This is a genomic window from Jatrophihabitans fulvus, assembly GCF_054781375.1.
The window spans coordinates 142,749-157,720 of sequence record NZ_BAAGUN010000006.1 but is presented as its reverse complement, the minus strand read 5'-3'; the positions used below and the strand labels follow the sequence as shown (position 1 = coordinate 157,720).

General features: G+C 71.9%; 13 protein-coding genes. 5 read left to right on the top strand and 8 right to left on the bottom strand.

Annotated elements, in window-relative coordinates; all coding sequences use genetic code 11:
- Positions 1–107: 107 nt before the first annotated feature.
- The 3 genes from ACYVP9_RS18650 to ACYVP9_RS18640 form a co-directional block, all read right to left on the bottom strand.
- The gene (locus ACYVP9_RS18650; RefSeq protein ID WP_460606443.1) at positions 108–1,877 is read right to left on the bottom strand and encodes an acetyl/propionyl/methylcrotonyl-CoA carboxylase subunit alpha; all 1,770 of its coding nucleotides are present in this window, start codon (positions 1,875–1,877) and stop codon (positions 108–110) included.
- 124 nt (positions 1,878–2,001) lie between these two features.
- Complete coding sequence (locus ACYVP9_RS18645; RefSeq protein WP_460606442.1) at positions 2,002–3,369, bottom strand: glycoside hydrolase family 16 protein; 1,368 nt, start codon at positions 3,367–3,369, stop codon at positions 2,002–2,004.
- 153 nt (positions 3,370–3,522) lie between these two features.
- Positions 3,523–3,936: a MerR family transcriptional regulator gene (locus ACYVP9_RS18640; protein ID WP_460606441.1), complete on the bottom strand. Its 414-nt coding sequence runs from the start codon at positions 3,934–3,936 to the stop codon at positions 3,523–3,525.
- Positions 3,937–3,993: 57 nt separating this feature from the next.
- Between ACYVP9_RS18640 and ACYVP9_RS18635 the strand changes: the two genes are divergently transcribed.
- From ACYVP9_RS18635 to ACYVP9_RS18625, 3 genes are all read left to right on the top strand, one after another.
- Positions 3,994–5,145, top strand: a complete 1,152-nt coding sequence (locus tag ACYVP9_RS18635) for an acyl-CoA dehydrogenase family protein (RefSeq protein ID WP_460606440.1) — start codon at positions 3,994–3,996, stop codon at positions 5,143–5,145.
- Positions 5,142–6,668 carry an acyl-CoA carboxylase subunit beta gene (locus ACYVP9_RS18630; RefSeq protein WP_460606439.1) on the top strand — a complete coding sequence of 509 codons (1,527 nt, stop codon included), beginning with the start codon at positions 5,142–5,144 and terminating at the stop codon, positions 6,666–6,668. The genes ACYVP9_RS18635 and ACYVP9_RS18630 overlap by 4 nt, the downstream gene beginning before the upstream one ends.
- Positions 6,669–6,954: 286 nt before the next feature.
- Positions 6,955–8,646: an adenylate/guanylate cyclase domain-containing protein gene (locus ACYVP9_RS18625; protein WP_460606614.1), complete on the top strand. Its 1,692-nt coding sequence runs from the start codon at positions 6,955–6,957 to the stop codon at positions 8,644–8,646.
- On the opposite strand, the gene ACYVP9_RS18620 is transcribed toward ACYVP9_RS18625, so the two are convergent.
- Positions 8,569–9,165 carry a Maf family protein gene (locus ACYVP9_RS18620; protein WP_460606438.1) on the bottom strand — a complete coding sequence of 199 codons (597 nt, stop codon included), beginning with the start codon at positions 9,163–9,165 and terminating at the stop codon, positions 8,569–8,571. The two genes, ACYVP9_RS18625 and ACYVP9_RS18620, sit on opposite strands and share 78 nt — an antisense overlap.
- Positions 9,162–10,313, bottom strand: coding sequence for an acyl-CoA dehydrogenase family protein (locus ACYVP9_RS18615; protein ID WP_460606437.1), 1,152 nt, complete (start codon positions 10,311–10,313; stop codon positions 9,162–9,164). Before ACYVP9_RS18615 ends, ACYVP9_RS18620 begins: the two co-directional genes overlap by 4 nt.
- Positions 10,314–10,354: 41 nt before the next feature.
- On the opposite strand from ACYVP9_RS18615, the gene ACYVP9_RS18610 reads away from it, so the two are divergent.
- Positions 10,355–11,140: an S-methyl-5'-thioadenosine phosphorylase gene (locus tag ACYVP9_RS18610; RefSeq protein ID WP_460606435.1), complete on the top strand. Its 786-nt coding sequence runs from the start codon at positions 10,355–10,357 to the stop codon at positions 11,138–11,140.
- Positions 11,141–11,146: 6 nt separating this feature from the next.
- Here the strand turns inward: ACYVP9_RS18610 and ACYVP9_RS18605 are convergent, their stop codons facing one another.
- Complete coding sequence (locus ACYVP9_RS18605; RefSeq protein ID WP_460606433.1) at positions 11,147–11,536, bottom strand: MarR family winged helix-turn-helix transcriptional regulator; 390 nt, start codon at positions 11,534–11,536, stop codon at positions 11,147–11,149.
- A gap of 85 nt (positions 11,537–11,621) precedes the next feature.
- Here ACYVP9_RS18605 and ACYVP9_RS18600 point away from each other — a divergent pair, with 85 nt between their 5' ends.
- Entirely contained in the window at positions 11,622–13,085 is a 1,464-nt protein-coding gene (locus ACYVP9_RS18600; RefSeq protein WP_460606431.1) for an MFS transporter, read from the top strand.
- Here the strand turns inward: ACYVP9_RS18600 and ACYVP9_RS18595 are convergent.
- The gene (locus ACYVP9_RS18595; protein ID WP_460606430.1) at positions 13,076–13,300 is read right to left on the bottom strand and encodes an acyl-CoA carboxylase subunit epsilon; all 225 of its coding nucleotides are present in this window, start codon (positions 13,298–13,300) and stop codon (positions 13,076–13,078) included. The two genes, ACYVP9_RS18600 and ACYVP9_RS18595, sit on opposite strands and share 10 nt — an antisense overlap.
- Positions 13,301–13,352: 52 nt before the next feature.
- Positions 13,353–14,960: an acyl-CoA carboxylase subunit beta gene (locus ACYVP9_RS18590; protein WP_460606428.1), complete on the bottom strand. Its 1,608-nt coding sequence runs from the start codon at positions 14,958–14,960 to the stop codon at positions 13,353–13,355.
- Positions 14,961–14,972 lie beyond the last annotated feature (12 nt).

Sequence of the window (14,972 nt, the reverse complement as noted above, 5' to 3'; positions counted from 1 at the left end):
GGCTCGCGCGGTCGGACGGAGCGGGGGCGTTTCGGACGAAACTCCCGCTGACGATGATCAAACCCGGTGAATGCGAGACATGGTCAGGCGTGCGCGAACGGCAGGTGCTACTCCGCGTCCTTGATGTCGCAGAGCACGGTGCCGGCGGTGACGACGGCGCCCACCTCGGCCGTGAGACCGGTGACGACGCCGGCCTTGTGCGCGGTGATGGGCTGCTCCATCTTCATCGCCTCGAGCACGACGACCGCCTGACCGGCCTCGACGGTGGCGCCGTCCTCGACGGCGAGCTTGACGATGGTGCCCTGCATCGGTGCGGTGAGGGAGTCGCCGGACGCGGCCGCGCCCGCCTTCTTGCCCGACGACCGCTTGGGCGCCTTCTTGGCGGCCCGTCCGCCACCTCCGGAACCGGCCCCGAACCCGGCGGGCAGCGAGACCTCGAGGCGCTTGCCGCCGACCTCGACGACGACGGTCTCGCGCTCGGCGGCCTCGTCCTCCTCGCCGGCGGCACCGCCGAAGGGCGGGATCTGGTTGTCGAACTCGGTCTCGATCCAGCGGGTGAAGATCGTGAACGGGGTGTCGTCGTCCGTGGCGAACGCGGCGTCGCGCACGACGGCGCGGTGGAACGGCAGCGCCGTGGCCATGCCCTCGACGACGAACTCGTCGAGCGCGCGGCGGGCACGCTGCAGTGCCTCCATGCGGTTCTCGCCGGTGACGATCAGCTTGGCCAGCAGCGAGTCGAAGGCGCCGCCGATGACGGACCGTCCCTCGATGCCGGAGTCGACGCGCACACCCGGACCGGCGGGCTCGCGGTAGTCGGTGACGGTGCCGGGGGCGGGCAGGAAGTTGCGGCCCGGGTCCTCACCGTTGATGCGGAACTCGAAAGCGTGGCCGCGCGGGGTGGGGTCCTCGGTGAAGCGCAGCGTCTCGCCCTCGGCGATGCGGAACTGCTCGCGGACGAGGTCGACGCCGCTGGTCTCCTCGGTGACCGGGTGCTCGACCTGCAGGCGGGTGTTGACCTCGAGGAAGCTGATGACGCCGTCGTTGCCGACGAGGTACTCGACGGTGCCGGCACCGTGATAGTCCGCCTCGCGGCAGATGGCCTTGGCCGAGTCGTGGATGCGCTGCCGCTGCTCGTCGGTGAGGTAGGGCGCGGGCGCCTCCTCGACGAGCTTCTGGTTGCGGCGCTGCAGCGAGCAGTCACGGGTGCCGACGACGACGACGTTGCCGTGCTGGTCGGCGAGCACCTGCGCCTCGACGTGGCGGGAGCGGTCGAGGTAACGCTCGACGAAGCACTCGCCGCGGCCGAAGGCGGACGTCGCCTCGCGCACCGCGCTCTCGTAGAGGTCGGCGACCTCCTTCATCTCGCGGGCGATCTTCATGCCGCGACCGCCACCGCCGTAGACGGCCTTGATGGCGATCGGCAGGCCGTGCTCCTCGGCGAACGCGACGACCTCGTCGGCGTCCTTGACCGGGTCCTTGGTGCCGGCGACCAGCGGGGCGCCGGCGCGCTCGGCGATGTGCCGGGCGACGGCCTTGTCGCCGAGGTCGGCGATCGCCTTCGGCGACGGGCCGATCCAGGTGAGGCCCGCGTCGATCACGGCCTGCGCGAACTCGGAGTTCTCCGACAGGAAGCCGTACCCCGGGTGGACGGCGTCGGCGCCGGACTTCTTGCAGGCGTCGATCACCTTCTCGATCACGAGGTAGGAGTCACCGGGGGTGGTGCCGCCGAGCGCGAACGCCTCGTCGGCCACCTTCACGTGCAGTGCGTCGCGGTCGGGATCGGCGTACACCGCCACCGACGTGTACCCGGCGTCCCGACAGGCCCGGATGACCCGGACCGCGATCTCGCCACGGTTCGCGATGAGCACCTTCTGCACGTGCGCCTCCTTGCGGACGTCCGGCCGCGGAACCGCGGCACCCTCGACGTTCCGGAGGCTACCGGGCCCCCGGATCGCTCCCGACCGGGACGTGACCGACCTCGCGCCGCCCCGGGCCGGCGTCCTACCTCGCCGCCCAGGCGCGCACCCAGTCGACCTCCGTCGTCCCCACCTGCGGGGTGGCCGCCGTGGGCGCGTTCTGCGTCCCGGCCACGCCCAGCGACTGCGTGAGAATCATGAAGAACGGCGAGTCGAACGGGGCTCCCGGCGCCAGGCCCAGGGCCGAGTAGGTGTTGGCGAGGCAGAGCCTGCCGTCGTACACGATCGAGACGGACGTCGGCGTCCAGGTCATCGAGTAGGTGTGCCAGCCGTCCGGGTCGGTCTGCGTGCAGAAGTTGTTCGTGTCGACGTTGGTACCGGTGACGCTGAAGCCCTGCGACCAGTCGCCCGTCACCGCGGTCATCAGTGCGGTCGTCGCGTCGTAGTCGTAGTGCATGAACGGGATCGCGCGGTCGGGGTGGACGCTGTAGCGCTCGGCGATGTCGAGCTCGCCCGACAGCGGCCACGCGCCGTACTTCGTCGCGTCCTGCGGCCACATCCAGATGGCCGAGTGCAGCCCGGCCGCCGTCGTCGCCGGGAACTTCGCGCGGACGGAGAACGTGCCGTACGCCTGCGAGAACTTGCCGATGCTCGAGACCGAGCCGCTGGTCCAGGTGGCGTCCCGGGTGCCGCGCAGGCCGTCCTGGCAGGTGTTGGCCTGCGCGCGGGTGGTGAGCTTCAGCGTCCCGTCCGACACCGCGATGTTCTGCGGGGAGTCGACGAAGCACTCGGCGAGGTTGGTGACGAAGCCGCTGTCGGCGCTGGTGACCGCGGACCACTTCGTGCGGTCGAGTGCCGTACCGGTGAAGTCGTCGCTGAACGTGCACGTCCAGTTCGCGGTGCCGTCGGGGGTGACCCCGCCGCACGGGGTTCCGGACGCGGTGGGCGCGGACGTCGTGGTGCCGCCGGAGACCTTGGCGGTCACGGCGGCGGCGGCGGCCTGCTGGGCGTTCCGGCGGGCGGCGGCGAGGGCGCGCTGGCGGGCGACGGCAGCGGCGGCCGCTCGGGCGGCGGTCCGGGCGCGGACGGTCGCCGCGGCGCGCGCGGCCCGGGCCGCGCGGGTCCTCGCCAGCGCCGCGGCGCGAGCGGGGGAGGCGGCGCGGACGGTCGCGCTCGAGCGGGCCGTGCGGCGGGCGGTGGCGGTTGCCGAGCCCCGTCCGGACGCGCGCTCGGTGACGGAGGCGACGGGGACGCCCGCGCGGGCGGTCGCGCTCGCGGTGGCGGTGGTGGTCACCCGGGCGGTGTGGCTCGCGGCCTCGACGACGGTGACGGTGCGGACGTAGCGGGCGGCGGCGTCGGCCGGGGCGGCGACGGCCACCGAGCAGGTGGTGAGCGCGACGGCGCCGAGGGCGACGGCGGCTCGGCGGGTGACACGGCGGGCAGTGGGGGCCATGGGGAATCCGGTTCGCTGCATAGGTGGGATCCGTCCGGATCCCTCGGGTTCCCCGCCCAACGGCACCGTACGTCCGATTTCAGCGCTCCCGCGCGGACGTCCGACCGGGTCAAGGATGACCAAAGTCCCTGGCTATGTCAAGTCTGTGTTAGCTCAGCGCGACGTCCCCGTGAGTTCCGACAGGCGCTGCCGACAACGGTCCGCGACGTCGTCCACCTCGGCGAGCGTGCGCCGCAGGTCGGTCTCCCGGCGCCGCAGGTCGGCGCCGATCTCGTCCAGCCGTGCGAGCAGCGTGGTGAGCTGCCGGCGTTCCGAGGTGGCCGCGCCGTCGTACATGTCGACGATCTCGCGGCACTCGGCCAGCGTCATGCCGAAGCGGCGGCCGCGCAGGATGAGCTTGAGCCGGGTGCGGTCGCGGTCGTCGTAGACGCGGTTCGTGCCCTCGCGGCGCGGCGCGAGCAGGCCCTCGGCCTCGTAGTGCCGCAGCGTGCGCGTGGTGACACCCAGGTCGGCGGCGAGCTCGCCGACCGTCCAGGTGCGTTCGTCCGCCGGGTTGCCCACGGTCACCCGGTCATGGTTCCCTGACGTTGACGTTAACGTCAACCCGAGCAGTTGGAGGCCGTCGTGACGTTCGAGCTCGCCGCCGAGCACGAGTCGTTCCGCAAGGTGGTGCGCGACTTCGCCGAGCGCGAGGTCGGTCCGCACGTCGCCCGGTGGGACAAGGACCACCACTTCCCGGTCGAGGTCGTGCACGCCATGGGCGACCTGGGGCTGTTCGGGCTCAACGTGCCCGAGGAGTACGGCGGCGCCGGTGGCGACTTCACCTCGCTCTGCGTGGCCATCGAGGAGCTCGGGCGGGTCGACCAGTCGATCGGCATCACGCTCGAGGCCGGCGTCGGCCTCGGCATCAACCCGATCCTGACCTTCGGCTCGGACGAGCAGAAGCAGCGCTGGCTGCCCGACCTGGTCGCCGGACGGACGCTCGCGGGCTTCGGCCTCACCGAGCCCGAGGCAGGGTCGGACGCCGGCGCGACGAAGACGCGCGCCGAGCTGGCCGACGGGCAATGGACGATCAACGGCGCGAAGTCGTTCATCACCAACTCGGGCACGGACATCACCTCGCTGGTCACCGTCACCGCGCGCACGGGCGAGAACGAGATCAGCTCGATCATCGTCCCGAGCGGCACGCCCGGCTTCACCGTCGAGCCCGCCTACGACAAGCTCGGGTGGCACATCAGCGACACGCACGGCCTGAGCTTCGACGACTGCCGCGTGCCCGAGGAGAACCTGCTCGGCGCGCGCGGGCAGGGTTTCAAGCAGTTCCTCGCCGTGCTCGACGACGGCCGCATCGCCATCGCCGCCCTCGCCGTGGGTCTCGCGCAGGGCTGCCTCGACCTGTCGCTGCGCTACGCCAACGAGCGGCACACCTTCGGCGCGCCGATCGGCTCCCGGCAGGCGGTCGCCTTCTCGCTCAGCGACCTCGCCGTGTCGGTCGAGGCGGCGCGCCTGCTGACGTACAAGGCGGCCTGGCTCAAGGACGCCGGCCGCGGCGGCGCCGAGCTCAAGCAGGCCGCCGCCATCGCCAAGCTCTACGCCACCGAGGCGGCCGTCACCGCGACGCGCACGGCGACGCAGGTGTTCGGCGGCAACGGCTTCATGGAGGAGTACCCGGTCGCGCGGTTCTACCGCGACGCGAAGATCCTCGAGATCGGCGAGGGCACGTCCGAGGTGCAGCGCATGCTCATCGCCCGTGGGCTCGGTCTGCCGGTGACATGAGCTCGTCGCCGGAACAGATCGCGGCGGCCCGCGAGGCCACCCTCGCGCCGTCGGAGAAGGCCGCCGCCAAGCTGGCGTCGCAGAACAAGCTGTTCGTGCGCGAGCGCATCGCGCTGCTGTTCGACGACGGCAGCTTCGTCGAGGACGGGCAGCTCGCCAACGCGCTCGCGTCCGGTCTGCCGGCGGACGGTGTCGTCACCGGCCAGGGCCTGGTCGACGGCCGGCCCGCGCTCGTCGTCGCCAACGACCCGAGCGTCAAGGCCGGCTCGTGGGGCGCGCGCACGGTCGAGAAGATCATCCGCGTCACCGAGCGCGCGCTGCGCGAGGAACTGCCGATCTTCTGGCTCATCGACTCTGCCGGCGCGCGCATCACCGACCAGGTCGAGCTGTTCCCCGGTCGCCGGGGTGCGGGGAAGATCTTCCACAACCAGGTGGCGCTGTCGGGCAAGGTGCCGCAGATCTGCTGCCTGTTCGGACCGTCCGCCGCGGGTGGCGCGTACATCCCCGCCTTCTGCGACGTCGTGATCATGGTCGAGGGCAATGCCTCGATGTACCTCGGCTCGCCGCGCATGGCCGAGATGGTCGTCGGCGAGAAGGTCGGTCTCGAGGAGATGGGCGGAGCTCGGATGCACGCCACCGTCTCGGGGTGCGGCGACAACCTCGCCGTCGACGACGAGGACGCGATCGAGCAGGCGCGGGTCTTCTTCTCCTACCTGCCCACGTGCTGGCGCGAGCAACCGCCCGAGGTCGAGGCGGTCGCTCCCGCCCGAGAACTCGCCGACGACTGCGTGCCCGCGGCCGAGTCGGTGCCCTTCGACGTCCACGAGCTCGTCGACGGTCTCGTCGACGACGACTCGTTCTTCGAGGTCAAGCCGCTCTTCGCCGCCGAGGTCGTGGTGGGCTTCGGCCGCATCGACGGACGGCCGGTGGGCATCGTCGCGAACAACTCGGCCGTCCGCGGCGGGGTCCTGTTCGTCGACTCGGCCGACAAGTGCGCCCGCTTCATCTGGCTGTGCGACGCGTTCAACGTGCCCCTGCTGTACCTCGCCGACGTGCCCGGTTTCATGATCGGCAGCGAGGTCGAGCGCATGGGCATCATCCGCCACGGGGCGAAGATGATCACTGCGGTGTCCGAGGCGACGGTGCCGCAGGTGTCCGTGATCGTCCGCAAGGCGTACGGCGCGGGTCTGTACGCCATGGCGGGTCCGGGTTTCCAACCCGACGCCTGCATCGCGCTGCCCACCGCGAAGGTGGCGGTCATGGGACCGCAGGCGGCGGTCAACGCCGTCTACGCCAATCACATCGCCGCCATCGACGACGCCGACGAGCGCGAGCGGTTCGTCGCCGACAAGCGCGCCGAGTACGAGCAGGACGTCGACATCCTGCGCCTGGCCGCCGACCTCGTGCTCGACGCGATCATCGAGCCGTCGCAGCTGCGTTCCGAGCTCGCGCGCCGCTACGAGGTGCTCGTCGGCAAGGACCGCTCGATCGCCGCGAAGCGTCACGGGGTGCCGCCCGTATGACGCCTTCCCGGCCCGATCGGTCGTCCTCGGACGGCGTGTCGGCAACCGATCCGGCCGGGAAGCGGGTTGGTGTGCGCGGCGGTGCGGTGCCGGAGGAGCTGGCGGCGGTGCTCGTCGCGCTGGCGGCGGTCTCCGTCCCGACGGAGCCGGCGCCGAGCTGGCGCCGAACCCGTATCGCCGCGCTCGCACGGCATCCGCACCCGCGCACGGTGTAACCGGCGCCACCCCCGCACCCCCGCTTCGACAGGTGCTCCCCGCCCTCCGGTGGGAGAATCAGGACGTGGAGATGCGCGCGGGTGAGGTCGACGCGATCGACGTCACCCGTGTCGCCGCGAACGTCCCCTTCGTACTGCGCACCGCCGGCGGCATCGCCGTCCTCGGCATCGGCATGAACATCGTCGGCGTCGTGGTCGTGGCTCTGCTGGTGACGGCGATGAACGCGTCCCTGCCGAGCGAGCAGTTCAGCACGCTGGTGACGACCGCGATCACCCTCACCGGGCTCAGCGTGATCGCGGGGGTCACGCTCGTCACGCTCGTCCAGCGCCGCACCCTGCGCTGGTTGCTGCGCGGTGACACCCCCGGCCCCGCCGACGCGAAGCGTGCGCTGCGCATGCCCCTGGACGTCGGCGTCATCACCGCCGGACTGTGGGCGACCGGCGCCGTGGTCATGGGCCTCGTCGCGGGGGTCGTCGGCACCGGTCCGCAGCGCGCCGCGGGCATCGGGGCGGGCCTGCTGGTCGCGGGGTTCGCGTCCGCCGGCCTGTCGTACGCGATGCTGCAGCGCGTCAACCAGCCCATCGCGCGGCTGGCGCTCGCGGCCAGCCCGCCGCGCACCGCGCCGGTGTTCGGGGTGCGGCAGCGGTTGCTCGTCAACTGGGTGCTCACCAGCGGCATGCCCCTGGCCGGGGTCGTGCTCGTGCTCACCGCGCCGCCCGGTCGCGCGAACCGCACGCAGGTCGGCGTCGTGGTCGTGCTCATCGCGATCGTGGTCGGGGCGCTGTCGACCGCCCTGGTCGCGCGCGCCATCGGCACGCCGTTGCGCCGGGTCGTCGACGCGTTGCGCCGGGTGGGCGACGGCACGCTCGACGTCGACCTGCCGATCGAGGACTCCGGCGAGATCGGGCTGGTCGAGAACGGCGTCAACGAGATGGTCGCCGGCCTGCGCGAGCGCGACCGGGTCACCGACCTGTTCGGGCGTCACGTGGGCCCGGCGGTCGCCGCCGAGGCCATCAGCGGTGGCGTGACCCTGAGCGGCGAGACCCGCGACGTCGTCGCGTTGTTCGTCGACATCACCGGCTCGACCAAGCTCACCCGCATCACCGAACCGTCCGACTTCGTCGCCATGCTGAACCGGTTCTTCGAGGTCGTGGTGGAGGAGGTCGAGGGCCACGGCGGCCTGCTGAACAAGTTCGAGGGCGACGCCGCGCTGTGCGTCTTCGGCGCGCCCGTCGACCTGCCCGACGCCGCCACCGCCGCACTGCGCACGGCCCGCGCGATCCGTGACCGGGTGGCCGAGATGGGCGAACTCGAGGTCGGGGTCGGCGTCGCGTCCGGGCCGGTCATCGCCGGCCAGATCGGCGCCCCGAGCCGCCTCGAGTACACCGTCATCGGTGACGCCGTGAACGAGGCCGCCCGCCTCACCGACCTGGCCAAGCGGGTCGAGGGTCGCATCCTGGCGAGTGCCCCGACCGTCGAGGCGGCGAGCGAGCGGGAGCGGTCCGAGTGGGTGACGGGCCGTACGTTCCGGCTGCGCGGGCGCGACGCCGCCACCCGCAGCTTCCGCACGGTCACGGCGCCGGAGGAAAACTCGACCTCGCTGCCGCGCCGCCTGGGCGACGTCGCGCGGGCGGTGGCCGACCTGCCGTCGCTGCCGCACCACCTGGGAGGTGCGCCGCGCGGGTCAGCGGCCGACGGCCCAGCCGAGGTCGACGAGCTCGACGCCGAGGCCGCGCAGGAGCTGGCGGACGAGCGGCAGTGACACGCCGACCACCGCGTGGTGGTCGCCCTCGACCGAGTCGACGAACCAGCCGCCGAGCCCGTCGACGGTGAACGCGCCCGCGACCGCGAGCGGCTCGCCGGACGCGACGTAGGCGTCGATCTCGGCGTCGGTGACGTCGGCGAAGCGGACCGTCGTCGAGGCGGTCGCGCCGGCCCGGCGGCCGTCCGCGGCGATCAGGCAGTGCCCGGTGTGCAGCGTGCCGCTCCGGCCGCGCATCGTGCGCCATCGCGCGCGGGCGACGTCGGGGTCGTGCGGCTTGCCCAGCGGTTCGCCGTCGAGTTCGAGCATCGAGTCGCAGCCGAGCACGAGGGCGTCCGCCTCGTCCGCGGCGACGGCGGACGCCTTCAGCTCGGCGAGGCGCTGCACGAGGGCAGCGGGGGAGTCGGCGGTGACGGCGTCCTCGTCGACGCCGCTGACGACCACCTCGGGCTCGAGTCCGGCGGCGCGCAGCGTGGCCAGGCGCGCCGGCGACTGCGACGCGAGGACGAACCGGGTCACAGGCCGAGTGACTTGGCGATGACGGTTTTCATGATCTCGCTGGTGCCGCCGTAGATGCGGGTGATGCGGGCGTCGGCGTAACGGCGCGCGATCGGGTATTCGGTCATGTAGCCGTAGCCGCCGTGCAGCTGCAGGCACTTGTCGATGACCCGGCCCTGCAGTTCGCTGCAGTGGTACTTCGCCTTGGACGCGGTCGCGGCGTCGAGTTCGCCGGTGTTGAGCCGGTCGACGCAGCGGTCGACGTAGGCCTGGGCGACGTCGATGTCGGTGGCGAGCTCGGCGAGCACGAACTTGGTGTTCTGGAACGAGGCGATGGGTGTGGTGAAGGCGTTGCGGTCCTTGACGTAGCGCAGCGTCTCGGCCAGGGCGGCGCTGGCCTCGGCCAGGGCGCTGATCGCGATGGACAGCCGTTCCTGGGCGAGTTTGGCGGCGAGGTAGCCGAACGCCTCGCCGTCCTCGCCGAGCCGGTTGTCGACGGGCACGCGCACGTCGGTGAACGACAGCTCGGCGGTGTCCTGGGAGTGCAGGCCGAGTTTGTCGAGGTTGCGGCCGCGCTCGAAGCCGGGCATGCCGCGTTCGAGGACGAGCAGTGTCATGCCCCCGCGTCGGTCGTCGGAGGAGCCGGTCTTCACCGCGGTGATGACGAGGTCGGCGTTGATGCCGTTGGTGATGAACGTCTTCGATCCGTTGACGAGGTAGCTGTCGCCGTCGCGCACGGCGGTGGTGCGGATGCCGGCGAGGTCGGATCCCGCGCCGGGTTCGGTCATGGCGACGGCGGTGATCAGTTCACCGGAGGCGATGCCCGGCAGCCAGCGCTGCTTCTGCTGCTCGGTGGTGTAGGTGAGGAAGTAGGGCAGGCAGATGTCGTTGTGCAGGGTGAGGCCCAGTCCGGAACCGGTGATGCCGGCCGCGGCGACCTGCTCGCCGATCACCTGGTTGAACCGGAAGTCGGCGACCCCGCCGCCGCCGTACTGCTCGGGCACCGCCATGCCCAGGAAGCCGTCCTTGCCGGCCTCGGTGAACATCGCGCGCGGGGAGATGCCCTCGCGCTCGTAGTCGAGGAAGTTCGGCACGACCGTCTTGTCGACGAACGCCCGGAACGCCTCGGCGAACGCCTCGTGCTCGGCCTCGTAGTGCTTGCGCTGCATGCCCTGCAGTTTAGGTGCGGGCCGGCCCCTACGCTCGGGGCGTGCAGCCCATCGGCGTCATCGGCGGTTCCGGTTTCTACTCCCTGCTCGACGACCCGCAGTCCCGGGACGTCGACACGCCGTACGGCCCGCCGAGCGACACCTTCACCGTCGGCCGGCTCGCCGACCGCGACGTCGTGTTCGTGCCGCGCCACGGTTCGGGACACCGGTTCCCGCCGCATCGCGTCCCCTACCGGGCCAATCTCTGGGCGCTGCGCTCGCTCGGCGTCCGCCAGGTGGTGTCGCTGTCGGCGGTGGGGTCGCTGACGACGTCGCTGCCCACCGGGACGCTCGTCGTCCCCGACCAGGTCGCCGACCGCACCCACGGCCGTCCGCACACCTTCTTCGACGCGGACGACGGCGTCGGTCACGCGGGGTTCGCCGACCCCTACTGCCCGCGCGGTCACGCGGCGGCGGTCGCGTCCCGGGAGGTGCACGACGGCGGCACGCTCGTCGTCGTCAACGGTCCCCGCTTCTCGTCCCGCGCCGAGTCGAAGGAGTTCCAGTCGCACGGCTGGTCGATCATCGGCATGACCGCGATGCCCGAGGCGGGCCTCGCCCGCGAGCTCGCGCTCTGCTACACGACGCTGGCGCTCGTCACGGACCTCGACGCGGGTGTCGAGGCGGGGGAGGGCGTCACCCACGCCGCCGTGCTCGAGGCGTTCGCCGAGAACCTGCCGCGGCTGCGGGAGCTGCTCGTCGCCACGCTGGGACGGCTGCCGCAGGAGCAGGGCGACTGCCCGTGCGGCGACACGTCGGGCTTCCCGGCGTCGTTCGTGCTGCCGTGAGGCCGGTCAGGCGTCGGCGAGCTCCCGCAGCACGCGCCGCTGCGTCGGCCGCGCGGCCTCGAACCGCTCGCGCCCGGCGGGCGTGATCTCGGTGAACACCGAGCGGCGGTCGTCGGCGCACATCGCGCGGGCGACGAGCCCGTCCTTCTCGAGGCGGGCGACCAGGCGCGACAGCGCGCTCTGGCTCAGGTGGCACGTCGCCGCCAGGTCGGACATGCGCAGCGAGCCCTCGGGTCCCGACTCGTGCAGCTGCTGCAGCACCTCGAAGTCGCTGCCGGACAGGCCGTGCGCGGCCTCGAGCTCGCGGTCGAGCCGGCAGGACGTGCGGTGGTAGCGGCTCATCAGCTCGTGCCAGGCACGGGCCAGCTCGTCGTCGGCGGACGGGCGGCGGGCCATGGGCGGAGCCTATCACGTGCACGTGCAACTGTTGTCGAGGCATTATGTGCTTGTGCATTGAATGCACATGCATAAAACTGGCCGCATGGCACTCACCGATGCGCCGGAACTCACGGCGCCGCGCACCACCCCGTCCGCACCCGCACCCGCACCCCTGCACGTGACCGACACCCGCTGGACCCCGGCTGTCTGGGGACTGCTGGTCGTGCTGGCCGGCGCCCTGTTCCTCGACGCCCTGGACGTGTCGATGGTCGGCGTGGCGCTGCCCTCGATCGGCGGCGACCTCGGCATGGCCCCGGGGTCGCTGCAGTGGATCGTCAGCGGCTACGTGCTCGGTTACGGCGGACTGCTGCTGCTGGGCGGACGCGCGTCCGACCTCGTCGGCCGGCGGGTCGTGTTCCTGACCGCCGTCGCCGTCTTCGGTGCGGCGTCCGTCGTCAGCGCGATGCTGTCCGACCCCACCACGTTGATCGCCCTGCGCTTCCTCAAGGGCGCGGCCGCCGCGTTCACCGTCCCCGCCGGTCTGTCGATCATCACGACGACGTTCGCCGAGGGACCGGCCCGCAGCCGTGCCCTGAGCATCTACACCGTGTGCGGTGCGAGCGGGTTCTCGCTCGGGCTCGTGGTCGGCGGCGCGCTCACCGAGCTGGGCTGGCGCGCCACTTTCCTGCTGCCCGGGCCGGTGGCCCTGCTGCTGCTCGCCGCCGGGCTGCGGGTCGTTCCCCGCGCGTCGCGGCAGCGGGTGCGGGCGTCGGACTTCGACCTGCCGGGTGCGCTCACGAGCACCGCGTCGCTGCTGGTGTTCGTGTACGCGGTCGTGGGGGCGCCGTCCGCCGGATGGGGCAGCGCGCGCACCGTCGGTCTCCTTGCGCTGGCCGTCGCCCTGGGCGTGGCGTTCGTGCTGTTCGAGCGGCGTCACCCCCGTCCGCTGCTGCGGCTCGGCATCCTGCGCTCCGGCGCCCTGGTGCACGCCAACCTCGCCGGCGCCGCCATGTTCGGCGGGTACGTCGCCTTCCAGTTCGTCGTGACCATCTACCTGCAGGACGCGCTCGGCTGGTCACCGATGTCGATGGCGCTCGCGTTCCTGCCCGGCGGGCTGATCGTGGTCGCGAGTGCGCTGCGCATGGACCGCGTGCTGCAGCGGGTGACGACGTCCCGGCTGATCGCGGTCGGTCTGGTGGCGTTCGTGGCCGCGTACGCGCTCTTCCTGCGCGTCGAGCCGGGCCTGTCGTACTGGGGGCTGCTGTTCCCGACGATGGTGCTGCTGGGGGTCGGCTTCGCGCTCACGTTCCCCGCGGTCAACGAGCAGGCCACCGCCGGCGTGTCCGACGACGAGCAGGGACTCGCGTCGGGGCTCGTGAACACCAGCATCCAGATCGGCGGCGCCACCGTGCTCGCGATCGTGTCCGCCGTGATCGGTGCCGGCGGCGAGATCGAGCGGGGCCGCCTGCTGCCCAACATGACGACCGCGATCGCGGTCGTCGTCGGTGTCGGCGTGCTGGGCCTGCTCGCCACCCTGCCGCGGCTGCGGCGGGCGGGTCAGCGGTAGGACGAGCGCCAGGCGCCCGGGCCCTGGGCCAGGCGTCGCCGCGCCAGCATGACCGGATCGCTCCAGCTGCCCCGGACCCGCCTCGGCTCCGGGGCCCTGTCGTCGCCGCCGGCGGCCATCAGAGCGGTGAGCACCGCGATGTCCTCGGGGCTCGCGTCGCCGCGCACGACCCGCAGCACGGGGCGCTTCGGCTCGTCCTCGGGTGGGGTGGTCACTCCGGGGTCCCCGCGTGATCGTGGAGCGAAGCGGAGCGATTTCGTGGGGTGGTCACAGCGGGATGTTCCCGTGCTTCTTCGGCGGCAGCGCCTCGCGCTTGTTGCGCAGCATGCGCAACGCGCGAATGACGTAGGCCCGCGTCTCGGACGGCTTGATCACGGTGTCGACGTAGCCGCGGTCGGCCGCGACATAGGGATTGAGCAGCTCGTCCTCGTACTCCTGCGTGAGCTGCACCCGCAACTGCTCGGGGTCGTCGGCCTTCGCGAGCTTCTTGCGGTGCAGGATGTTGACCGCGCCCTGCGCGCCCATGACCGCGATCTGCGCCGTGGGCCACGCGATGTTGATGTCGGCGCCGAGGTGCTTGGACCCCATGACGTCGTACGCGCCGCCGAAGGCCTTGCGGGTGATCACGGTGACCTTCGGGACCGTCGCCTCGCTGTAGGCGTAGATCAGCTTCGCGCCGCGGCGGATGATGCCGGCGTGCTCCTGGTCGACACCGGGCAGGAACCCCGGCACGTCGACGAGCGTGAGCACCGGGATGTTGAAGGCGTCGCAGGTGCGCACGAAGCGTGCGGCCTTCTCGGACGCGTCGATGTCGAGGCAGCCGGCGAACTGCATCGGCTGGTTGGCGACGACGCCGACCGGGTGGCCCTCGACGCGGCCGAAACCCACGATGATGTTCTGCGCGAACAGCTCGTGCACCTCGAGGAAGTCGTCGTCGTCGAGCAGGTGCGCGATGACCTCGTGCATGTCGTAGGGCGTGTTGGCCGAGTCGGGGACGAACGTGTCGAGGGCGAGGTCGTCGTCGTCGACCTCCTCGGTGACCGTGGTGTCGTACACCGGCGTCGGGTCGAGGTTGTTCGACGGCAGGAAGCTCAGCAGCGACTTGACGTAGCCGATCGCGTCGTCCTCGTCCGTGCCGAGGTAGTGCGCGTTGCCGCTCTTGGTGTTGTGGGTGCGGGCGCCGCCGAGCTCCTCGAGCGTGACGTCCTCGCCGGTGACGGTCTTCACGACGTCGGGACCGGTGATGAACATCTGCGAGGTCTGGTCGACCATCACGATGAAGTCGGTGAGCGCCGGCGAGTAGACGTGCCCACCCGCGGCCGCCCCCATGATCAGGGAGATCTGCGGGATGACCCCGGACGCGCGGACGGTGCGGTGGAAGATCTCGCCGTAGAGGCCGAGCGAGACGACACCCTCCTGGATGCGGGCGCCGCCGCCCTCGTTGATGCCGACGACCGGGCAGCCCGTCTTCATCGCGAAGTCGAGCACCTTGACGATCTTCTCGCCGTAGACCTGGCCCAGCGCGCCACCGAAGACGGTCACGTCCTGGCTGAACACGGCCACCGGACGTCCGTCGACGGTGCCGCACCCGGTGACCACGCCGTCGCCGAACGGCTTGTTCTTCTCCATGCCGAACGACGTGGAGCGGTGACGGGAGAACTCGTCGAACTCCATGAAGGAGCCCTCGTCGAGCAGGGCCGCGATGCGCTCGCGGGCGGTCATCTTGCCCTTGGCGTGCTGCTTCTCGACCGCCCGCTCGGAGCCGGCGTGGACGGCCTCGTCGTAGCGCCGGTCCAGGTCGGCCAGCTTGCCGGCCGTCGTGTGGATGTCGGGCCCGGCTGCGGTGTCGTCATTCGCGACGGCGTCTGCTGACATGGTCCAGAGCTT